General features: G+C 32.9%; 17 protein-coding genes and 1 tRNA gene. 13 read left to right on the plus strand and 5 right to left on the minus strand.

Going from position 1 to position 22198, the window contains the following annotated elements; translation table 11 throughout:
• The first annotated feature begins 623 nt into the window (after positions 1–623).
• The 12 genes from J3D55_RS06615 (at position 624) to J3D55_RS06670 (ending at position 17997) form a co-directional block, all read left to right on the plus strand.
• Positions 624–2324, plus strand: coding sequence for a helix-turn-helix domain-containing protein (locus tag J3D55_RS06615; protein WP_259129394.1), 1701 nt, complete (start codon positions 624–626; stop codon positions 2322–2324).
• Positions 2325–2744: 420 nt separating this feature from the next.
• Entirely contained in the window at positions 2745–2963 is a 219-nt protein-coding gene (locus J3D55_RS06620) for a hypothetical protein (protein ID WP_259129397.1), read from the plus strand.
• The gene (locus J3D55_RS06625; RefSeq protein WP_259129398.1) at positions 2908–3579 is read left to right on the plus strand and encodes a hypothetical protein; all 672 of its coding nucleotides are present in this window, start codon (positions 2908–2910) and stop codon (positions 3577–3579) included. The genes J3D55_RS06620 and J3D55_RS06625 overlap by 56 nt, the downstream gene beginning before the upstream one ends.
• Positions 3580–3585: 6 nt before the next feature.
• On the plus strand, positions 3586–4071 hold the full coding sequence (locus J3D55_RS06630) for a T9SS type A sorting domain-containing protein (RefSeq protein WP_259129399.1): 486 nt from the start codon (positions 3586–3588) through the stop codon (positions 4069–4071).
• A gap of 32 nt (positions 4072–4103) precedes the next feature.
• Entirely contained in the window at positions 4104–4604 is a 501-nt protein-coding gene (locus J3D55_RS06635) for a SpvB/TcaC N-terminal domain-containing protein (RefSeq protein ID WP_259129400.1), read from the plus strand.
• An 809-nt stretch (positions 4605–5413) separates the two neighbouring features.
• Complete coding sequence (locus J3D55_RS06640; protein ID WP_259129402.1) at positions 5414–11131, plus strand: RHS repeat-associated core domain-containing protein; 5718 nt, start codon at positions 5414–5416, stop codon at positions 11129–11131.
• Positions 11132–11136: 5 nt separating this feature from the next.
• Positions 11137–11748: a hypothetical protein gene (locus J3D55_RS06645; RefSeq protein WP_259129403.1), complete on the plus strand. Its 612-nt coding sequence runs from the start codon at positions 11137–11139 to the stop codon at positions 11746–11748.
• A 396-nt stretch (positions 11749–12144) separates the two neighbouring features.
• Positions 12145–12894: a hypothetical protein gene (locus J3D55_RS06650; RefSeq protein ID WP_259129405.1), complete on the plus strand. Its 750-nt coding sequence runs from the start codon at positions 12145–12147 to the stop codon at positions 12892–12894.
• A gap of 453 nt (positions 12895–13347) precedes the next feature.
• A complete protein-coding gene (locus J3D55_RS06655; RefSeq protein ID WP_259129407.1) occupies positions 13348–14451 on the plus strand; it encodes a M20/M25/M40 family metallo-hydrolase in 1104 nt (367 codons plus the stop codon).
• Complete coding sequence (locus tag J3D55_RS06660; protein ID WP_259129408.1) at positions 14435–14881, plus strand: zinc-binding metallopeptidase family protein; 447 nt, start codon at positions 14435–14437, stop codon at positions 14879–14881. Before J3D55_RS06655 ends, J3D55_RS06660 begins: the two co-directional genes overlap by 17 nt.
• Before the next feature lie 374 nt (positions 14882–15255).
• On the plus strand, positions 15256–15951 hold the full coding sequence (locus tag J3D55_RS06665) for a hypothetical protein (RefSeq protein ID WP_259129409.1): 696 nt from the start codon (positions 15256–15258) through the stop codon (positions 15949–15951).
• A 198-nt stretch (positions 15952–16149) separates the two neighbouring features.
• The gene (locus tag J3D55_RS06670) at positions 16150–17997 is read left to right on the plus strand and encodes an acyltransferase family protein (protein ID WP_259129410.1); all 1848 of its coding nucleotides are present in this window, start codon (positions 16150–16152) and stop codon (positions 17995–17997) included.
• A gap of 42 nt (positions 17998–18039) precedes the next feature.
• On the opposite strand, the gene J3D55_RS06675 is transcribed toward J3D55_RS06670, so the two are convergent.
• Both J3D55_RS06675 and J3D55_RS06680 read right to left on the minus strand, forming a co-directional pair.
• Positions 18040–18126: transfer RNA gene (locus J3D55_RS06675), tRNA-Ser, on the minus strand.
• A 56-nt stretch (positions 18127–18182) separates the two neighbouring features.
• Positions 18183–19199: an asparaginase gene (locus J3D55_RS06680; RefSeq protein WP_259129412.1), complete on the minus strand. Its 1017-nt coding sequence runs from the start codon at positions 19197–19199 to the stop codon at positions 18183–18185.
• 80 nt (positions 19200–19279) lie between these two features.
• Between J3D55_RS06680 and J3D55_RS06685 the strand changes: the two genes are divergently transcribed.
• A complete protein-coding gene (locus tag J3D55_RS06685) occupies positions 19280–19957 on the plus strand; it encodes a TrmH family RNA methyltransferase (protein ID WP_259129413.1) in 678 nt (225 codons plus the stop codon).
• A gap of 75 nt (positions 19958–20032) precedes the next feature.
• Here the strand turns inward: J3D55_RS06685 and J3D55_RS06690 are convergent, their stop codons facing one another.
• Genes J3D55_RS06690 through tsaD form a run of 3 tightly spaced genes read right to left on the minus strand, consistent with a single transcriptional unit; the run spans position 20033 to position 22197 of the window.
• Positions 20033–20728: an RsmE family RNA methyltransferase gene (locus J3D55_RS06690; RefSeq protein ID WP_259129414.1), complete on the minus strand. Its 696-nt coding sequence runs from the start codon at positions 20726–20728 to the stop codon at positions 20033–20035.
• A 45-nt stretch (positions 20729–20773) separates the two neighbouring features.
• A complete protein-coding gene (locus tag J3D55_RS06695) occupies positions 20774–21184 on the minus strand; it encodes a hypothetical protein (RefSeq protein WP_259129416.1) in 411 nt (136 codons plus the stop codon).
• Positions 21181–22197 (minus strand): tRNA (adenosine(37)-N6)-threonylcarbamoyltransferase complex transferase subunit TsaD, encoded by a 1017-nt coding sequence (tsaD, locus tag J3D55_RS06700; protein WP_259129417.1) that lies wholly within the window; start codon positions 22195–22197, stop codon positions 21181–21183. The genes J3D55_RS06695 and tsaD overlap by 4 nt, the downstream gene beginning before the upstream one ends.
• Position 22198: the final 1 nt, after the last annotated feature.

Consider the following 22198-nt stretch of genomic DNA (forward strand, 5'->3'; position numbering starts at 1 on the left):
AATCCTTAATGTTTTAAAAAGAAAAGAGGCTGCCCGTAAGGAACAGTCTCTTTTCGATTAAAACTGAAAACTCTAATAAAAAAGGTTTGTTTTGCGAAACCTTTCTTGATCTACCTGTAGGAAATGACCACAATTAATTTGTGTTTTAATGGCTATTAGTTTCTTAAAAATGGTTATTAGTTTTTTTTCAAAAATCAACTCTAAAAAAAACCTGCCTTCCCGAAAAAGTAGTTTCCCCGATCAAAGGAAGGTGGTCTGTTGTATGAATAGAATCATCATGTTTTTATATTAATCTTTCTCAAAATTTATCTTAACATGCTTTTTTAGTACTTCATTTACATTCTGATTCTCTTCAAAAAATGTCTCAGTTAGTTTGTTTTATATTCGATTTCTGAGCCCGAAATTATAACCTTGCCTTGATATAAAAAAATACTTGTTGTCTCTATTCGTAAATTATGACGTCCTAATTTGTGAATTGGATAAATTTAAAGTATTGATAATTAGATTGTTATTTTGTAAACTAGAAATAATTCTATTCTCCGTATTAATTCATTATTCTATGATAAAAACTAACGTATTTTATGTACTTTTGAGCACAACTAGATACGGAATAACTCATAAAGGTGATTAAAAAACTCTTCTTTGTACTTTTTATAGGATTTTTTAAACTTCTTCTGTCTCAGGAAGGATACAGTGAATATTATAAATTGAGACAGAAATTCGAGAATTTAGCAGAAAATGACTCCAAAGCTTTCCCGTTTCTTCAACCTTACATTAATAAAGCAAAAAAAGAAAAGAACTACGAAAAATTAGTTCAGGGATATAAAGACGGTGTGTTTTATTCTCCTGAAAATCATATTAAATTAAAATATTCAGACAGTATGATTTGGGCGGCAAATCAGTCCAAAGACGGTGATCTGAAAAGTATAGCTTATCTTGAGAAAGGAATTATATATTACTACCATTATAAAAAATTCCAACAAGCACTTAATGAATATCTTAAAGCTTATGAATATTCTAAAAATACAAAAAACAATTACCTAAAATATCAGAATCTATACCATATTGGTGTGGTGAAAAGCTATTTGGGATATTATGAGGATGCTTCAGAATTATTTAAAAAAAGTCTTGAGTATTACGAGGTACAAAAATCCAGATCTGATCTTGGCCCGAACGCCATTTATAACAGTAAAAAAGGCTATCTGAACAGTCTTCATCAGCTGATAATTTGTGATAGAAATTTAGGAAAATACAAAGAAGCTGACTCGAAGATAAAAATTGGGCTTTCGGAAGTAGGAAATGACCCTGATTATACCTTAGAAAAGGGATATTTTCTTTTATCTAAAGGGATTTCTGAATATCGGAACAATCGGTATGAATCGGCTTTAAAAAATTTAAATGAATCTCTTCCTTCTGTAAAAAACGGCAGAGATTTCGCCAGACTTTCGGTTGATTATTTTTATATCGGAAAAAGCTATTTTGGACTGAAAAACACTAAAGAATCAATTCATTATTTCAAAAAAGTAGATTCCATTTTTCAGGAGCACCAATTCATTCTTCCCGAGCTTAGAGAGAACTATGAAATTCTGATCGATCATTCTAAAAAAGAGAAAAATCAGTCGCAACAATTATACTATACGAGCCAGCTTTTAAAAGCGGACAGTGTTATTTCGAAAGATTTTATGTATCTCTCTTCAAAAATCCATAAAGAATACGACACAAAAACGTTATTGGATGAAAAGGATAACCTGCAGAAAATAAATTATTTAGGGATTATTGTTATTATCATTTTAATTGTTTGGGCGGTTGGTCTGGTGGTTTTATTGACTAAGAGACATAAAAAAGCGAAAGAAATTCAGCAAAAATATATTTTGGTGGAAGAAAAATTTACTTCACATCAACATATTATTGAAAAAGAAATTCCCGTTCCTGAGGAAAAGAAAATTGGTCTCCATGAGAATAAAGTAGGAGAATTGCTTCGAAAACTGAAATCTTTTGAAGAGAAACAAGAATTTACCCAAAAAGGACTTACCATCAGTAAACTGGCGACTCAATTGGGAACGAATTCCAATTATCTTTCCCAAGTCATTAACGAATATAAAAAAGTAAATTTTAACAAATATTTAAGTGAACTCCGCATCAATTACATTACAAATTTACTTTTCGAAAACAAAGAATACCTAAAATACAACATCGAAACGCTCGCCAAAGAATGCGGCATCGCTTCCCGACAAAACTTCTCCGATCTCTTCTATGAAATCAACGGGATTCGCCCGACGGATTTTATTAAGAAGAGGAGACAGGAGCTGGATAATAAAGAATAATTTTTTAAATTTTAAAGAGAGTTTAAATATTCTATTGTTTTGATATGTATAGGTTTAGATATGTGATTTAATGAAAATCAATTACTTATATTAATTAAAAGTAAGAAATCTCTTTGTCGGGAAATTTATTTTTTTTAGTTTTACGAAAATTGAAACGATAACAAATGATGAATAAATTACTTACTTCTCCTAAGAAGTACATTTCCTACGGGCACATCAAAACACTTAAAAATAATACGAGAGCTTTTGTTGCTTTGCGAAAATATGTTTGCAAAAGGATGGTAATATTACATTAGATATTACTAATGAATATCTCTACCGTGAAGTAGAAATGAACTTTATAACTACGCTTAATTTTAATATATTTTAACTTTTATGAAAACAAAATTATTACCACTAGCTCTATTAGTATCAACATTTATGTTTGGCCAATGGAGCTTAACAGGAAACTCAGGAACAACACCTATCAATAATTTTTTAGGTACCTCGGATGATCAAGATGTTGTCTTTAAGACAAATAATATAGAGAGAATGAGAATTTTCGGTGGTCCTTATGTGAATGGAATTGTAATAGGAAACCAAAGTGCTGCAGGAAACTCCTGCAGGTGGAAGATTAGAGATTACAAGTGTACTTTGTAATGGTTGCGCTTCTACATGGGCTAAAGTATCAGATATTGTTATTCGAAATGTGGGAAGTAGCAATATGGAATTCCTAATGCCTAACGATAATGCAACAGATCCCAATGCAGATGTAAGTACACCAAATTCATCAGGTATTACAAAAATAAAATTTACTGATGCCGTTCACAAAAGTAATCTTGTGGTTTTTAATACAGGAAAAGTGACTATAGGAACAGACCAGTATGACAATGATCCAAATTATATTTTTTATGTAAGAAAAGGAATAAAAGCAGAGCAAATAAAAGTTGAAAACCCTGCTACTAACGGATGGGCAGATTATGTATTTAAAAAAGATTACCAACTTAGGAGCTTAGAAGAAGTTGAAAAACATATCGTCGATAAGGGTCACTTACCTAATATTCCCTCTGCTTCTGAAGTAGAAAAAGATGGAATTAATCTTGGGGAAATGGATGCAAAGCTTTTAGAAAAAATTGAAGAATTAACACTTTATTCAATCGAACAGAATAAACAAATTAAGTGGCTCCTAGAAGAAAATAAAGTTTTAAAATCCCAATCTGAGGATATTAAACAACTTCAACAGCAAGTTCAGGAATTAATTTCAACAAACAAATAAACACAAATGAAAAGAAAAATACTATCTCTGTTTTCTTTATTAATAGGATTTTTAGGATTTTCTCAGGCAACTGAAGTTTACTTTAAATACGATGAAGCGGGAAACCAACGCTACAGAGGAACAAATTCGGCTGGGAAACAAGCTCCTGAGCAAACTCAAGAAGCAAAAAAAGTTGAGGAAATAAAAACCATAGCAACTGTAAAACAAGACCTTGTTATAGATGAAAAAGCTTTCTGGAAACAGTTAAGACTATATCCTGTTCCTGTCAATGATTATCTTACAATTGACTGGACAGAGGAAGTTGATGGTCTTATTGAATCTGTAGCACTTTATCAGCACAGTACGGCGCACTGGAAATTCCAACAACAAAATATTCCTAGTTTGAATAAGCAGTTAAAAATTAATATGACTGGCTATGACTGGGGTGTTTATGTATTACACTTTACTTTGAAAGATGGAAGAGTGTTCAGTAAAAATATTACAAAACGATAAAAACTTTTAACCCAAAATAATTATTAACAAATATGAAATTATTTTCATCATTTATACTGTCATTGTGTTCAGTCATGGGCTTTTCGCAGACCATACTATATCAGGCAGAAAGTACAACCCGAACGGTGCAAGATCCGCAAGCGGTTGTTTTAGCACAAGGGTTTCATGCTTCAGGAAGCGTGTCGAATCCTTTTATTGCTAAGATTGGTGCTGCTACTGGAAATTCGGGAGGTGGACCTGTTGATTCCGGAGCAGGAGCTGGTAATCCAACAGGGACTATTGAAACAACTGACAATAAGTTTCATGACACTAAGGGGAATATTGAGGTCAATGGTGTAGGACAATTACAGTTTACTTTACCTGTTGCTCTACCTCCGGGAGTGAAAAGTGTTGCCCCTCAGGTTAATCTAATTTACATTAGTGGCTCTGGAAACGGAATTGCTGGTTATGGTTGGAATTTAGCAGAATCACCACAATTTCAAGGATTGGTAAAAACATTGAAAAAGACAATGAGATTAAAGGAGTTCAATTAAACGACTCCGATTATTACAGTTTTAATGGGCAAAGGCTAATTTTAAAGACTGGGGAATATGGAAAAGATGGTGCAGAATATGTGACTGACAAGTATTCTAATGTTAAAATTAAATCAATTGGAGCAATTACAGGACAGGCATGGCAGGGTCCGGAATATTGGGAATTAACTTTTGAGGATGGCTCTCAAGCTTGGTATGGTACAGTTGCTTCAGGAAATAGCACTGCAAGAACTCCTTTGGAATATAATATTGTCAAGTGGAAGGATGCACAAGGGAATTATATTACCTATAATTACTCTCAGGCTGCTTCTACTAATGTGGCTGTTATATCAAGCATAGAATGGGGAGGAAATGAAAAAGCAAGCAAACCAAACTTTAATAAGATTGAATTCAATTACTTTAATGAAAGAATCTTAAACGAAATCAATTATTTAAGTGGAATTAAATTTGTACAAAATAAGCTGCTAAAAGAAATTATTGTAAAAACTAATGGCAATCAATTTAAAAGATATGCTGTAGAATATATTGATAATGGAACAAGCTATCAATTTGCAAATAAAATAACAGAATATAATTCCAATGATCAAGCAGCTAATCCCATTGCAATAGGATATGAGCTATACCAATCAAGTAATGAAGAAACTACCAAAGAAAATAGTATCGCTACTAATAATACAAAAAAATATGGCGATTTTGATATGGATGGTATTACCGATTATCTTGAATTTATACCTAATCCAGGAACCTCTCCATCTGGTCCGGTAGGAATTATAAATTTAAAAAATTCAGTTTATAAAGATGTACCAATTATGCCATTACAATATGAGCTTAATAGGTTTACATCTGACGAATTTGCGAAAGCTACAGCTGTAACCTTTAAAAAAGATGGTTATGTAAAAAATAAGGTAGGTATAGTAATACCACACAAAGTAGGAACTTCGGATTCTAATAAACCAAATTATGAATTACTGGTGTATACGGTAGATATTTCTGACTTTAAATTTAAATTAGAATACTCAAAAGTAATACCTTATAGTATATTTAATCCCGGTGGTGAGCTGAGTGGTGGTTCCGAATGTACTGCATCCGTACCAATTAATGTAAGCTATTTGGACAGTTATGACTATGACGGGGATGGTATTTCAGAGCTGATGATAGGATTCAACAAGAGAAATCGATGCACAAGTCCGCCATATCCTAATATATCTTCTAATCTTGGCAATTCTGACACAGAAGAACCTGTTAACAACCAGTTACCTGTCTTAGAGCCCCGAATTAATTCTTCGAATGTAGAACATGGAGATGATCTTTCAGGCATAGAGTTAGAAGATCCTGAGGTTAACATAGTACAACCTGGCGGTACAATAGATATTTTCACATACTATTCATCATTTTTGGTAGATATTGATGAAAACACAGATATTAATAACAGTATCTATAAGTACGATGAAGGAGTAAATATGAATAATTCATTGGATAATAATAAAAATAACCGTTTTGCTGATTTAAATGGGGACGGAATACAAGATATTATCCAGATAAAATTTGACGGAACGATCAGTGATGTTTATAATTATCGTAAACAGCCTTCCGGGAACTATTTAAAAGTAAGTATCGGGAATTTTTCAGGGCAAAAGCTCCAAGGTGTTTCCTCTGGAGCTTTATTTGGTGACTTCAACGGAGATGGTAAAGTAGATATTTTAGTTCCTCAGGCTAATAAATCTTATAACTGGAATTTATATACCTCTGATGGGAAAAAATTCAATCAATCCGAGATAAATAATTTTATTTATTATAGTTCTGGAAGTGAAATATTGATGGAAAGTAGCCATAATGTATGGGAAGCAGGAGGAGGATGTTCATTTTCGGAGAGTAGATATTTTCAATATAATATTGCAGATCTCGATGCAGACGGCAAATCAGATATTGTTGTGAGCTATGTTTTTATCAATAATCATGAATGGAGTTCCCATCATGACCAGGAGAAAACTGTTTTGCGAACTTTTGTTTATTCAGTTAATAAAACGACAACAGATAATTCTGCAAATTTTGCCAAGAAATTTTTATCAAGCGCAGGAGGAGATTATAATGTGAGTCTATTAGATTCACCTATCCAAACAAACGGAGATTTAAACTTTTATAGAGTAAGAGATTGGAGAAGAGAATATGCTAAAAAGGTTATTCCTTTCGGAACTCTGAGTTTAAACAGAACTAATCAACAAATTATATCAATAGGCAGACCAGACGATTGTTCAGGGGTAATTGGTTGTGACTATAACTATGTGACTCAGTATGGGTATACTTATATTCCTACTTTAGCAAGAGTAAAGTTTATTAAACAAGGTGGTGTTACAACAGATATTTCTTACCAAGATCTTGATTCTAAAGCGGATGCTAATTTCTACAAACCAATCAAAAAGGAATTATTTCCTTATTTTGAACTAGAACAAATCCCATTATCAGTAGCGGTATCAAAGCTTAAACAAAATACTCTTAATGGAATATTAATTCAGGATTTCAAATACAGAGGTTTTATAAGCCATTTTACAGGCAAAGGCATGATAGGTTTTCGTCAAGCAGCCCATTCCTCATGGTATGCTGAAGGTTTTGAAAACACTAAAGTCTGGTCAGGAGCAGAGATTGACCCATTAAACGATGGGATGCCTGTAAAAGAATGGTCAATTAGAACGAATAATGAAAATCTAATTTTCCCTGCAGATATTTCTGAGAATAATACACAATTATTGAGTTTCAAGTCTACTGTTTATAAGGCTGATAAACTGGTAAACGGTCAAGTTGTAACTGCTGTTACAAATGCTGACAAAGCCAAGGTAGTTACTGCTCTTGTTCCTATAAGTACAAGTACAAAAGATTTTTTAACAGGTACTAGTATGACAGGAAGTATTACTTATGGTGATTATTATCTTCCGGTACAAAGTATCTCCAATATCAATAATGGATATGCCATAACTACTTCTACCTTTGAGTATGTTCATAATATATCAGCAGCAGGTTCTGATTATTATGTTGGTCGTTCGAAGATTAAAACAGATGCTATACAGGCTTACGGAGATACCAAATCTGCTAAAGAAGAATATGTATATGAAAACAATCTGTTAAAAACCTTAAAAACGTGGAACAGGGACAATACAGGTTATTCACAGGAAACCTATAATTATGACGATTTTGGGAATGTAACGCAGAAAACGATCAGCAACAGTGTAGACTCCCAAACTCAAAACACAACTGCTGAATATGATACGAAAGGAAGGTTTGTGGTAAAGAAAATAGATAATTTAGGCTTAATTACCCAAATTATATATAATGACTGGGGACAGATTGAGAAACAAACCGATCCGCTAGGCAATACTTTAGTTAATGAATATGATAAGTGGGGCAAACTGATCAAATCTAAAACCAATTTAGAAGGAACAACTACCTATACTTATGAAAAAGATAGCAATTCTAATGTCATTGTTACCCAATATGAGTCTGATGGGGGTGTATCTAAGAAATTTACGAATAAATTAGGACAAGACTATAAAACATTTATCAAAGCATTTAGCCAAGGGCAATATATTTCCAAAGAAATTCAATATGATATTTTAGGAAGGAAACTGAAAGAGTCAGAACCATATTTTGAAGGTCAGAGTATTAGCCAATGGAATACAATTGCTTATAATGATAATTTTTTCCCTGCTAAAGTAACTACTACTTCATTTAATGGTAAGCAGATGGAAACCACAATTTCCGGAAATATTACTACTGTTAAAGAAATAAACCCTTCTGATTATGGAAGAACTAATTCCAAAACCACAGATGCATTAGGAAATGTAATTTCTACGACAGATAAAGGAGGAACTATTACATTTTCTTACAATGCGGCAGGAGAACAAATTAAAGCACAATATGCAGAGAATATTGTTACAACAAAATATGATTCTTGGGGAAGAAAATCTGAATTTAATGATCCTTCCAACGGATTGTATAAATATGAATATGACGGTTTCGGACAACCGAAGAAGGTTATCAGTCCAAAAGGTACTAAGGAATTTACATATAACAATTTTGGACAGTTAATTTCCCAAAAAGAACTTTCTATCACTGATGGCGGACAGGCTACTAATAAAATGATTTCTTATTCCTATGATGACAAGGGGAGAGTAATTTCAAAATCTGGAACATCTAAAGGGAAAGCATATAGTTCTAACGTGGTTTATGACATTCAGGGAAGGGTTCTATCCTCCTCGGAAAACAGTAATGGCAAGTATTACATGCAGAAAGATATGACTTATGATGATAAAGCTAGAGTTATTTCTTATGAAAAACAGCTATACTCTTCGGGTGTTTTGACTAAAGTTCAGATAGAAAATGTATACAGTGCGTGGAATGGCAAATTGTATCAGGTTAAAGATAAAACTTCAGGAAAAATATTATGGGAGCTTCAGGAGACCAATGCCAAAGGTCAGGTGTTAAAAGCAAAGCTGGGAGCTGTGAATGTCAATAATACTTATGATAGCAATGGATTCTTGACCAATGTTAACCATTCATCGGCAGTAAAACCAAGCATTCTCCAAATCTCGTACTCATTCAATGCTATTAAAAATGAACTCAAGAGCAGAACAACCGGAGGTGATTTTAATATTACAGAACTTTTCGATTATGATGATAATAACAGACTGATAAGTTGGACAGATCCTGTAACGGGTGCTAAGCCTCTAAACCGAAACGTTTATGATGTGAAAGGTAGAATCATGGAGAATGATGAGGTGGGTATCATGAAGTATGAAAACTCTGCAAAGATCTATCAACCAACAGGAATGACCCTGAATGCCGCAGGAACTCAAAATTATAATAATGATCTAATCCAGAGTATTGCATATAACGAGAATAATGATCCTGTTTTCATTGATGGAATAAAAGGAGATGTTGCTTTCCAGTATGGTTTAACTTCAATGAGACAGAGAGTTACTTATGGAGGGAACTTTAGTATTGATGGAGACGGCAAGTTTACCAAGTTCTACAGTGAAGATGGAAGTTTTGAAATAGTAAAAGATAATATTACAGGTAAAGAAAAACATATTTTGTATATCGGAGGAACTCCTTATGAAAGCAGTATTATTTATCTTAAAAATTATAGTGAGACTACAGGTTCATATAAATTCTTACATAAAGATTATTTAGGAAGTGTTTTAGCTATCACTGATGAAACAGGTTACAAATTAGAGCAAAGACATTTTGATGCATGGGGTAATATGACCCATTTCATGAAAGGAACGAAAACTGCTATTACAAATCGTGATCAGATTAATAATTTTATTGCGAGCGGAGGCTTATTATTAGATAGAGGATACACCAGCCATGAGCATTTTGCAGAAGTGGGGATTATTCATATGAACGGAAGGTTATATGATCCACTATTAAGGAGATTTTTAAATGCTGATGAGAATATTCAGGATCCTACCAATACCCAGAACTACAATAAGTATGGGTATGTGATGAATAATCCATTGATGTTTAATGACCCGAATGGCGAGTGGATTGTTGAATCTGCATTGTTATCAGCCGTAATTATCGGAGCTATGGTAGCCTCATTTAGTTATACTATTATGGTTTCCATTACGGGACAAAATTGGGATTTGGGAGGCTTCTTTAAATCTACCTTATTTGGTGCTGCATCCGCTGCTGTGACGTATGGTATAGGGAGCGTATTTGTCACCTCTGCCGGTACGGCTACTCAAATTGCAAAAGAACTTGGGAGGTTCGGAACTATTTTAGTACAGGGAACTGCACATGCTTTGGCACAGGGCGTATTGTCTTTAGTACAAGGGCAAGGCTTTGGAAGTGCTTTTACTTCTGGATTTTTAGGAAGCGTAGGTGCTTCTGCTTTTAGTGCAGCAGCAGGAAAGTTTGCAAGCAGTGCAGTAGGAACCATTGCTTCTGGAGCCGTTTTGGGAGGAGTTGGCTCTGAATTGACAGGAGGGAACTTCTGGCAAGGGGCTTTAATTGGAGGATTTGTAGCAGGGTTTAATCATATAATGCACAGAATGAATGAATTTAGTTTTGGAGATGATGATAAACCGAAAATTCAGAAACAAAAAGTTCGAATAAAGCTAGCAAGGGAAACCTTAGAAAGCTTGAAAAATGTAGATAGTTGGTTGTATGAACCTATTAAAGGAAGCTCTTTTATTGGTAAGTTTGGAACTCCACTTGATTTCATAGATGCTGGGGGAGAAATATATCTGACGAAGTTAGAATACCAGGATGGAACTCTAACAAAAGCAGAATATCAATTTAAGATGACAAAAACTGTTGTTAAGTCATTTGCTACAATCGGTGCAGGGCTAGGTTTAGCAACAGGAGCAAATCTTGGAAGATTAGGAGGACCTATAGGAGCTTTAGTAGGAGTGGCTGTGGGAGGTATGGTTGATGGTGCATTCTTCTTGTCTTCTGAAGGTGAAAAGTGGCTAAATAAATGGGGTACACATATTAGAAACAAAGCATATAATGCTAGAACAGCTTGGTGAAAATTATGGCAAAAAGAAATATACTGGAAAAAATGACAACTAAGGAGCTTGAAAAATATATTAGTTCAGATTCTCCTTTTGTTTATGAAGCGATTGAAATAGCTTATGATATTTTGAAAAATAGAGGTGTTAATTTTTCTGATATTAAGAAAAATAGTATTGAAGGGTTAATTAAAATAAAAAAAGAAGAAGACTTAAAATATACTGAGAATAATACTTGGGATATTAATGCTGATAATGAAAATTCAGATATTGAATTATATTCTCAAAAATCTATTTGGTTTTTTAGTATTTTTTTGGGGATACATATAGGAGCAATTTTACTTGCGATTAATTTATTTAGTTTAACAAAAAATAGAAAAGGACTAATTATTATTATATTTGGTATTATTTATTCTGTCTTTTTGTATATTACTTATACGATTACCAAAATTTATATTATTAACTATTATATTTTAATACTTATATTTATGACAGCTATCGGAGCATCAATTCTTCAATTTTATTTTTGGGATAAGTATTTGCCTAATATTAAGTATAGAAAGAAAAGTATTGTATTTCCTTTTATCTTATGTATTGTTTTTTATTCTCTAGTACTATTAGGGATAATATATTAAAATAATAAATATATTATAAACAGTCTTCCGCTGTCGCGAGCACAATGTCATTAAGTTAAGCTCTTATTTATCATTTTCGCCAATAAGATACCTCATTTAACCCTCATCATTACTGAAATTAAATAGTAATGTTAAACATTTCTATCCTTAACTTAATGACATTGTGCGCGAGCATCTTGCTCGTGCCACTTAAACAAAAAACCACTGCAGAATAGCAGTGGTTTTTTTATCCCTTAAAATAATTCTATAAAATCTCAAAAAACAAAGAATTCCATTACAACAAAAATAATTTTAATTTAAAATTTTATAATAAACTGAATGTTAAATGATTAATTTTCGTTTCTAAGAAAATAATCGTTTAAAAATATATATTTGTTTTACAAAAAAAATTCAAATATGAAAAACACAAAAAGCTCTGTGAGCGAAACAGGTCATGCAAAAAACATTGCCAACCTGCAGGATGTAATCTCTTTTTGCAAAGGATATGGCGAAAAGTATAATCCGGTAAAAGAAGAATTAAAAATTACAGGTCTCGAAACTCTTTATCAGGATGCATTTCAGAAACTTTCAGAAACGCAAACCAAAAAGACGGTCTTTGATAATGCTACCAATCAGAGGGCGGAGATTTTTAAGGAACTCAATCCTTTAGCTACAAAAATCATTAATGCCTTGGCTGTTTCAGAAACCAATCCGATTATGCTTAGTAATGCAAAATCTTACAACAAAAAGTTGCAGGGTAAAACAAAAGCGAAAACTTCTGAACCTTCTTCTGAGGAAAATCCAGAACCTGTAACAAAAACGATTTCCACTTCACAACAAAGCTACGACAGTAAGATTAATAACTTCTCTAACTTAATACAGGTTTTGGAACAAAGTGAAGCGTATAATCCCAACGAAGAAGAGTTGAAAATTGTTTCATTACAAGCTAAGCTGACGGATATGAAAGGTAAGAACACAACTCTTATTCATGCTTACACAGAATATTCCAATGCCAGATTATCCAGAGATCAGGTATTGTACAATGATTTTACGGGTCTTTGTCAGGTGGCGAAAGAGATCAAGCAATATGTAAAGTCCGTTTTTGGAGCAACAAGTCCCCAATACAAACAAATTTCTGGGATATTGTTTAGTAAAGTGAAATCGTGATCTGAAAATTTGAGAAAGATTAAAATAACTCCTGCAATGAATTAGAAAGCTCATACAGGAGTTTTTATTTTGTTGAACTCTAAAATAGATTTTAGAAACTTTGGTTAATATTTTTTAAACTATATTATTACTGTTGTTGACTTTAGCTAAGCTTTTTATAACTTCAAAAAGAATTTTAACAACTTTAATGAGTAAATAAGCAACTTCGGTTATGCTTCTTCAAACTTTGAATAAGATTTTTATTACTTTGATTTAAATTGTAATAACTATTAAAATACTTTTTGCAACTTCAAGCAGTATTTTAATAACTTCGGGAATAGAATTCCAAATCAAAATCAGCTTTATTTATATTTATTATTAAATAAAATCATCATCAAAATATTTACTCAAATAAAAAATCTGCGTAATCCGCAAAATCAGAGAGAAATAAAAAACATCAAACATAAATATTCCATGAAAAAACTCCTCTTCATCATCCTAAGCCTATTTATCATATTAATAATCATTATCTTAATCAAAACCTTCACCTATCCTTTCAAAAAAATAAATTCAGCAACTTCCCAAGGGTGGAAATTCGTTAAAAACGACTCTGCTGTCCAAAGATTTTCAGGCGGACTGAAAATTCCCACAGTTTCTTCAGGCGAATTGGGCAAATTTGATTACTCAACATTTGATACAATAAAAGAATATCTGAAAACTTCTTATCCATTGATTTATGAAAATACAGAGTTCACCGAGGTTAATAAATACGGGTTAGTTTTTAAGCTAAAAGGCAGCAACCCTTCTCTCGATCCGATTTTATTTCTTTCCCACACCGACGTTGTTCCTCCCGGAGATGCAGATATAAAAGATAAAAGTGAAAATATTTTCAGACCGGATGACAAACCTATGACTCCGGTTTCAAAAGTTTCTGAAGACTGGGATTTCGGACCGTTTTCCGGAGCAGTTGCCAATGGCAGAATCTACGGTAGAGGAGCAATCGATATGAAAGGAATGCTTTTCTCTCTGATGGAATCTATGAATAATTTAATTAAAAATAAACACATTCCTCAGCGGGATATTTATCTGGCTTTCGGATTTGATGAAGAAGTTGGCGGACAACAAGGTGCTGCAAAAATTGCAGAGTATTTTAAAAGTAAAAACATAAACTTTGATGCTGTTTATGATGAAGGCGGATTAATTTTAGAAAAGGGAAGCGTTGCCGGAATCGATTCTGATGTTGCAGTGATCGGCTGTGCAGAAAAAGGTTTTCTATCCGTTAAAATTAAAGTAAAAGGGTTGGGTGGACACGCTTCGATGCCTCCGATGGAAAGCGCCATCGGAAAAGCTGCCGTCATTATGCAAAGATTGGAACACGATCAGATGAAACCAATGATCACCCCGTTAATTAATCAGTTTTTCACCAATATCGGTGGATCAATGTCTTTTGTGAATCGAATGGGAATTTCCAATCAATGGTTATTGAAACCTGTGCTTTTATCGCAGCTGACCAAGAATAATTCCACCAATGCTTTAGTGAGAAACGACAACCGCTTTAACGATGATGAAAGGAAGTGATGCACCGAATGTCCTCTCGCCGGAAGTTGAATTTGTGGTCAATTTCAGGCTTCTTCCTGGAAATACGGTTAAAGATGTGAAAATACACATTGCAAACGCAACCAAAGGATTCGATGTCGAAATTGAAGATATCGATAGTGTAAAAGAAGCTTCCGCCGTTTCTCCGACCAATACTAAAGCCTTTAAATTAATTGAAGCTGCGATCAAAGAAATTCATCCGACAGCGATTGCGACGCCTTATCTCACGGTTGGCGCCACAGACGCGTACAAATATCAGATCGTAAGCAAAAATATTTACCGCTTCATGCCGATCAAGATTAACGATGCCGAAAAACAATCCATCCACAGCACCAACGAATATCTCAGCATCGAAAACTACATGAAAATGATTCACTATTTTGAATTTATCATGTCGAACTACGATAAGTAATTGTTTATAAATGATGAATGATGAATGATGAATGATGAATGATGAATGATGAATGATGAATGATTTTGTTGATAAGTTCCTATTTTCAACTTATAACGACCTTAGAAAATGGAGCGTTAAGAAAATTAATTCTGTGAACGTTAAGAAAATTCTTCTGTTCGAAGCGCGAAACAAATGCTGAACCGAAGAATAAATATTGAACTCGCGCAAGTTTTAGAATTTTTAGAGAACGGAAATAATTTTTAGCGGAAGTTTCTCAGTCTTGAATTTTTGTTTCTTTTGTTTCAAGACAAAAGAAATTTTAAAACAAAATATATTACGTCAAGTTTTGTCGTATTACGCCATTAGTTTTGTCATATCAAAAATACAAAGCTATGGAACTGCCATTATATTTAAGTTTTAATGAATTTGAAAACCGCTATTACGACAACCTTGAAAAATGGTTTGAAGAATATCAGAACACCAATGAGATAGATTATCTCAAAGAGCTTTCGAAATTATACAGTCCGTATTTGTATTACAATTTTGAGAATGACAGATTGCAGGCGGATGTTTCGATTCAGATTAAAGATTGCTTTTTTCCATATCATGAAAAGATCGGGATTTCCTTTTGTACAAGCTGCGAAAACGGAAAATCTACAAAAAATTCCAACAGCATAAACCATATATTCGAATGGAAAACTATCACGATGATGGAATATGCGCAACATATTTTAGATAAAATCAACAAATATCTTTCTAAAAATAACGACAAAGAAGGTAAAAATATCCTTGATTTTATAAACAATCATGAAATAATTACTTCAAGAAATGGAGCAGGGTATTGTGTGAATTACAATCAGCATCAATCGACGATTCCGTTCCTGAAAGCTTATCTTCCGGTTTACGGACAAACAGTGAACATCGCTGTTTACAGAGATTTTATTTTCTCCATTGTTCAGATCGCGGAATTTATTGATCAGAAATTAAAAGATGTTTGCGCTTTTGAAAGTACGATTTACATAAAATTAAAATCAGACGCCAGATTCAAAGTCCAGATGAGTCATCAGTTTCTGACGATGTGCAATTAATTTTTACACCACAAAACATTCATATAGCTAAATTGTAGTTTGAAAACTAGTTGGTACTTTTTTCAAACAGAAATCCCGGTCTTTTGGCTGGGATTTTTTATACTATCTGTTAAATATTTTTAATATTTTCTTCATAATCCCGTGATTGAAAAATTCTTCCTTAAAGTTAAAAAAATTATATTTGCCCAAACAAAATGTATGAAGTTTAGAAATGACATTTCCCTTTTAAGAGCTATATCTGTATTAGCCGTTTTATTATTTCATTTCAAATTTAAATTTTTCTCAGGAGGATTCGTCGGAGTAGATATATTTTTTGTTATTTCGGGGTATTTAATGACTAGAATTATACTTTCTGGTTTTAAAAATGAAAATTTTAATCTCTTGTCATTTTATAAAAAAAGAGTTGTAAGAATATTTCCAGCATTGCTTGCCATGATTTCGTTTTTTGTATTGGTTGTAGGAATCCTTGTGCCAACTCAAATTATTAATTATCTGAAAGGGTTCTATTCCAGCAGTTTGTTTTTTTCTAATATTTTCTATTATTTAAATACTAATTACTTTGGTACTGCCTCACAGTTTAATTTTCTTTTGCATACATGGTCTTTATCCGTAGAGTGGCAGTTTTACATGATATTTCCACTAATATTGATGTTAATAAGAAAATATTATTTAAATCATAAAAAGAAGTTTATATTATTGTATTGTCTGATAATGGCTTTTTCATTCATATCTATGCTATTCCATACGCATTCAGATAAATCATTTTCTTTTTATATTTTCTATCCAAGGGCTTGGGAGATGATGTTTGGAGGGTTAGCATTTATATTTGAGGATAAATTTAAGCGAATAAGTCTGAATGTGAAAAAAGTAATGTTTTTCTTATGCTTATTGGTTATTTTTAGCTGTATTTATTTAATTAAAGAATATAAAGTTCTTTGGCCATCTTTACTGACAGTCATTCCAATTATATCAACCACAGTCATTCTTTTATTAAATATAGATTTCAAATTTTTAGAAAATAAAATTGTTAAATTCATTGGAAATATCTCATATTCTCTTTATTTATGGCATTGGCCTTTTTGGGTATTGAGCGTATATTTTAATGTAAATGATAGATTAAGGTATAAAATATTTTTCATCTGCCTGTCATTTATATTAGCAATAATTTCTTATTATGTAATTGAGAAAAAAACCAATGATAAAAAAATAAGACCTGTTTTAATTTTAAGTTTGATTCTTTTCAGTATATCTTTTTTTATTACTAAGTTTTATCAAAAAATTCCGATAGACAGTTCTGTGAAAAATTTAATATTTTTTACGTCAGATTATAAATTTAGTGAACAGGCAACCCTGCAATATAATTTTGATAAAGAGCATAAAAATGGAGAAAAAAGTTTTGATGAATATGATTTGTCAAATCTTAAAGTAAAAAAAGATTCTGTTGTAATTCTTTTGGGAGACAGTCATGCAGGAATGATGTCTGGGATGATAAAGGAAATAATTAATAGGGATAATTATCAGTTAATACAAGTAACAACAGATGGCACATACCCAATGGTAAATTCAGATACTCCTTTTGAAGGTCCAAAAAAGTATTTTAATTATTTCTATTTGGATTATTTTCCTAAAATAAGAAATAAGGTGAAATTAGTAATAATCAATTCTAATTATTCAGGATATACAACTGAAGAGTTAGCTGAAAAGCTTAAATTTAGTGTAGATTATTTTGCTAAATATAATATTAAAACATTGTACTTAGGGCAAACAGATACATTTTATTTTGATTATCCAACGACATATTATTTACAGCAAAAATATAATATAATTCAGCCTTCTAATATAGAATGGAAAGAAAAAAATGAGAAAGTAAATGATTTTCTAAATACTAATTTGAAAAATGATTATATAGATTTATTAAATGTTCATATTCAAAAAGTAAATACATCTGGCATTCCCTATATATACGACACCCATCATTTAACAAAATATGGCAGTGATCAGTATAAAAACATTATTATGAAAAGAATAAATAAGTATCTATATTGAATATATAAAAAAATCTGATCATAATTGATCAGATTTTTTTTGCAGAGAGGAAGGGATTCGAACCCTCGATACAGTTACCCGCATACTACCTTTCCAGGGTAGCTCCTTCAACCACTCGGACACCTCTCTATATTTGAGATTGCAAAAATAGCGTATTTTCTGGAATGTGCAAACTCAAAATGCAATTACTCGGAAATTTCTCCACAAAGGCTTTTGGCGAAGTTATCGGCAAAGCTTGCTTTATAACTTGGATTGTCGATTAAATGCATCGCTTTTGTAATCGCACTTTCCGCAGTCATATCTTTTCCGCTGATGGCTCCGATTCTTGAGAAAATATTGCTGTTCTCATATTTTCCAAACGATATTCCGCCTGAAATACACTGACTTACAACGACGATTTCAGTTCCGTTGTTTCTGATTTGTTGAAGCGTTTCCACTGTTTTTTCACTACTGAAAATGGTTCCTGAACCGAAAACCTGAAGAATCAGAACCTTCATTTTGGGGATTTCTTTGAAATGATTCAGTCGCATTCCCGGAAAAATTCTCCAAAATAAAACATCTTCTGAAATATGATCGTCTACATGAAATTCAATGTTGGGGTCGCAACGGTGAAGATTGTCTTTAATAATATTTAAATGTACTCCAGATTGCCCAAGAATAGGGTAGTTCGGACTGGAATAAGCATCAAAATACTCCGCAGAATATTTCAGTGTTCGGTTTCCTCTCAATAATTTATATTCAAAATAAATGGAAACCTCTTGAATCACGGCTTCATCATTTTCATACAAACTGGCGTAATACAAACTCGTCAGAAGATTTTCTTTTGCATCTGTTCGTAAATCTCCAATTGGAAGTTGAGAACCTGTTAAGATCACAGGTTTTTTTAATCCTTTCAACATGAAACTCAATGCGGAAGCTGTATAAGACATCGTATCTGTTCCGTGAAGAATTAAAAATCCGTCGAATTGATCGTAGTTTTTATGGATGTAATGCGCGATAATTTTCCATTCTTCCGGTCCCATATCTGAAGAGTCGAGCGGTTTTGAGAAAGGATGAACAAAAACTTCACATTCCATGAGTTTCATTTCGGGCATTTTTTCAAAAATATTTCCAAAATCAAAGGCGCGAAGGCTTCCGGTTTCATAATCTTTCTCCATACCGATGGTTCCACCGGTATATATTAGCAGGACTTTTCTTTTCATACAGGACTTTTCTTAGATTTTTATCCTCATTTCAGGATCATTTCTCAAAATTACGTTAATTTGCAAAGATTTGAAAATGAATGAAAGATTTAGCACAAACTTATGAGTATTTAAAACAGTTTTTAACGGATGAAAGACTGGCAAAAATTGAACATTTCTCGCCCGAAAGTTCAGATTTTGTACTTCCTGTTTTAGAAGACGTTTATCAGTTCCGAAATGCAGCAGCCATCGTGCGTTCCGTGGAAGCTTGTGGTTTTCATAAAGTAGTGGCTTTGCAGGAGGAAAATAATTTTGAGCCCAATCTTCGCGTGACGAAAGGTGCAGATACGTGGGTTGAGGTGGAAAAGCTTCCCAGAAATATGGAATCTTTTCAGAAGATTAAGGATAAAGGCTATAAAATTGTCGCCGTTTCTTTAGAAAATGATGCTAAAATGCTTCCGGATTACGAAATTACCGAACCGATTGCCTTAGTTTTCGGAACTGAAATGGAAGGTGTTTCTCAGGAGATTTTAGATTTTGCAGATGAAACATTGGCGATTCCGATGTACGGTTTTACGAGAAGTTTTAATGTTTCGGTTGCCGCTTCAATCTGTATGTATGAGCTGAAACAGAAGCTTATGAAATCTAATATTGAGTATAAACTTAATGAAGAAAAATTATTAAGAATGAAAATACGTTGGGCGGTAAATTCATTGACAAGCGGACAGCAGATTTTTGATAAATATTTGAGGGATAATCATATTGAAATATCATTATAAATATCAATAGGAGCGGGCTTTAGCCCGCTTTCTTTCGAACGGATTAATTGGCTTTAGCCAAAACCTAAATGTATTCTAATTTTGAAGCAAATAATTCCAAGCTGCCACAAAAACTCCCGCAGTTTCCGTTCTGAGCCTTTGGTTTCCAAGCGACATCGCTTTTATTTTATTCTCAGACAAATAATTAATTTCTTTCTCAGAAAAATCCCCTTCCGGACCTATTAGAAAAGTAATTTCCTCCAGTTTAGGAATTTTATTCAATTCAATTCTTTCCAGATTCTCGTGGCAATGCGCCACAAAAGTATGTTCCGGATTAATATTTTTAAGAAAATCCTGAAGTTTTACAGAATCATTTATTACAGGAAAATGAAATCGTAAGCTTTGTTTTGAAGCGGAAATTGCCTGTTTTCTTAATTTATCAATATTAATATTTTTACGCTCTGTTTTTTCAGTCTGTAAAATGGTGATCTCAGAAATTCCCATTTCCACGGCTTTTTCTACAAAAAACTCAATACGGTCAATATTTTTCGTCGGAGCAATCGCAATATGAAGTTTCGGATTGAAATTCGGGTAGTCGCTTTTAATTTCAGAAACCTCGATATTGGCTTTTTTTCCTTCAATCATCAGTTTTCCGGAAGCCAGATTTCCTTTTCCATCTGTAACGTGGATTTCTTCACCATTTTTCATGCGAAGAACTTTTACGATATGCTGTTGTTCTTCGTCGTTGATTATTACTTGATTTCCGTTGATTTCTCCGTAAAAAAGTTTCATATATTGATGTTTATAATCTGCCTGAATTGTATTGATAAGTGATTATTAAAACGTAATTTCATTATCGCTTAAAAATGCCACACCGGTTTTTATCGTGGTATAAATATCGCCTTCACAATCTCTGTATGAACATGCGTAGATTTCTTCAATCCACTTATTATTCATGAAAATTAAATTCAGATATTCGTTTTTTCTTAAATTATTTTTGATGGATAAATAATCTCCTTCTTTGGGTTCGTAAGTAAAACTAAATACATTTTCTGAATTGATTTTTTCTACAATCTCTTCCTTTATATTTTGAACATATCCGATTTCCGAACTTATCATTAAATAATCTTCGTCTTCAGATGTTTCTGTCACTTCATTTTTCCCAATAATGGTTTCTAAAACCCAGTAATATTTTGAGTTCTTTTTAGATTGTGTACCAAGTATTTTTTCTTCTAAAAGAATTTTCATAAATCGTATTTTGCTGTTGCAGAAGTTCTGAGATCGGTAAATTCTCCTCTCTCAAATTTTAATTGAGCCACCATGGCAATCATTGCGGCGTTATCGGTTGTATATTCAAATTTCGGGATGTAGATATTCCAGCCCAGTTTTTCATTGTTATCTTGCATCGCCTGTCTTAATGCCGAATTGGCAGAAACTCCACCTGCAATGGCAACTTCTTTGATGTCTAAATCTTTTGCCGCTTTTTCCAGTTTAGCCATCAAAATTTCAATGATGGTTTTCTGAACGGATGCACAAAGATCATTCAAATTATTTTTAATAAAATCAGGATCTTTTTTAACTTCTTTTTGTATAAAATATAATACAGAAGTCTTAATTCCGCTGAAAGAATAATCGTAATTCTCTAATTTTGGTTTATTAAATTTATATGAATCAGGATTTCCTTCTTTTGCCAGTCTGTCGATAATAGGACCTGCCGGATAATCCAGATCAAAGATTTTTCCGATCTTGTCGAATGCTTCTCCTGCCGCATCATCAATGGTTTTTCCGATAATTTCCATATCAAAATAATCCTTCACCAAAACAATCATCGTATGACCACCACTCACGGTAAGACACAAAAAAGGAAATTTGGGCGGCATAGGATTTGCATCTTCAATGAAATGCGCTAAAATGTGCGCCTGCAAGTGGTTTACTTCAATTAAAGGAACATCCAGACTCATTGCCAAAGATTTAGCAAATGAAGTTCCCACAAGAAGCGAACCCAAAAGTCCGGGTCCACGTGTAAATCCTATAGCTGAAATTGCATTTTGTTGTATATTTGCTTTAGTTAGAGATTTTTCAACAACGGGGATGATATTTTGCTGATGCGCACGCGACGCAAGCTCAGGAACAACACCGCCATATTCTTTATGGATAGCCTGATTTGCAGCGATGTTCGACAAAATAGAATTTCCCTTGATGATAGCTGCTGATGTGTCGTCGCAAGACGATTCAATACCTAAAATTATAGAGTCGCTCATA

The organism is Chryseobacterium ginsenosidimutans (assembly GCF_024807225.1).
Taxonomy (GTDB): Bacteria; Bacteroidota; Bacteroidia; order Flavobacteriales; family Weeksellaceae; genus Chryseobacterium; species Chryseobacterium ginsenosidimutans.

What these genes read in the sequence shown, in the direction of transcription:
- J3D55_RS06620 (WP_259129397.1), top strand. Translation starts at nt 2,745, where the DNA reads ATGTTTGGCCAATGGAGCTTAACAGGAAACTCAGGAACAACACCTATC.
- J3D55_RS06630 (WP_259129399.1), top strand. Translation starts at nt 3,586, where the DNA reads ATGAAAAGAAAAATACTATCTCTGTTTTCTTTATTAATAGGATTTTTA.
- J3D55_RS06635 (WP_259129400.1), top strand. Translation starts at nt 4,104, where the DNA reads ATGAAATTATTTTCATCATTTATACTGTCATTGTGTTCAGTCATGGGC.
- J3D55_RS06640 (WP_259129402.1), top strand. Translation starts at nt 5,414, where the DNA reads ATGCCATTACAATATGAGCTTAATAGGTTTACATCTGACGAATTTGCG.
- J3D55_RS06645 (WP_259129403.1), top strand. Translation starts at nt 11,137, where the DNA reads ATGGCAAAAAGAAATATACTGGAAAAAATGACAACTAAGGAGCTTGAA.
- J3D55_RS06650 (WP_259129405.1), top strand. Translation starts at nt 12,145, where the DNA reads ATGAAAAACACAAAAAGCTCTGTGAGCGAAACAGGTCATGCAAAAAAC.
- J3D55_RS06655 (WP_259129407.1), top strand. Translation starts at nt 13,348, where the DNA reads ATGAAAAAACTCCTCTTCATCATCCTAAGCCTATTTATCATATTAATA.
- J3D55_RS06660 (WP_259129408.1), top strand. Translation starts at nt 14,435, where the DNA reads ATGATGAAAGGAAGTGATGCACCGAATGTCCTCTCGCCGGAAGTTGAA.
- J3D55_RS06665 (WP_259129409.1), top strand. Translation starts at nt 15,256, where the DNA reads ATGGAACTGCCATTATATTTAAGTTTTAATGAATTTGAAAACCGCTAT.
- J3D55_RS06670 (WP_259129410.1), top strand. Translation starts at nt 16,150, where the DNA reads ATGAAGTTTAGAAATGACATTTCCCTTTTAAGAGCTATATCTGTATTA.
- J3D55_RS06680 (WP_259129412.1), bottom strand. Translation starts at nt 19,199, where the DNA reads ATGAAAAGAAAAGTCCTGCTAATATATACCGGTGGAACCATCGGTATG.
- J3D55_RS06685 (WP_259129413.1), top strand. Translation starts at nt 19,280, where the DNA reads ATGAAAGATTTAGCACAAACTTATGAGTATTTAAAACAGTTTTTAACG.
- J3D55_RS06690 (WP_259129414.1), bottom strand. Translation starts at nt 20,728, where the DNA reads ATGAAACTTTTTTACGGAGAAATCAACGGAAATCAAGTAATAATCAAC.
- J3D55_RS06695 (WP_259129416.1), bottom strand. Translation starts at nt 21,184, where the DNA reads ATGAAAATTCTTTTAGAAGAAAAAATACTTGGTACACAATCTAAAAAG.
- tsaD (WP_259129417.1), bottom strand. Translation starts at nt 22,197, where the DNA reads ATGAGCGACTCTATAATTTTAGGTATTGAATCGTCTTGCGACGACACA.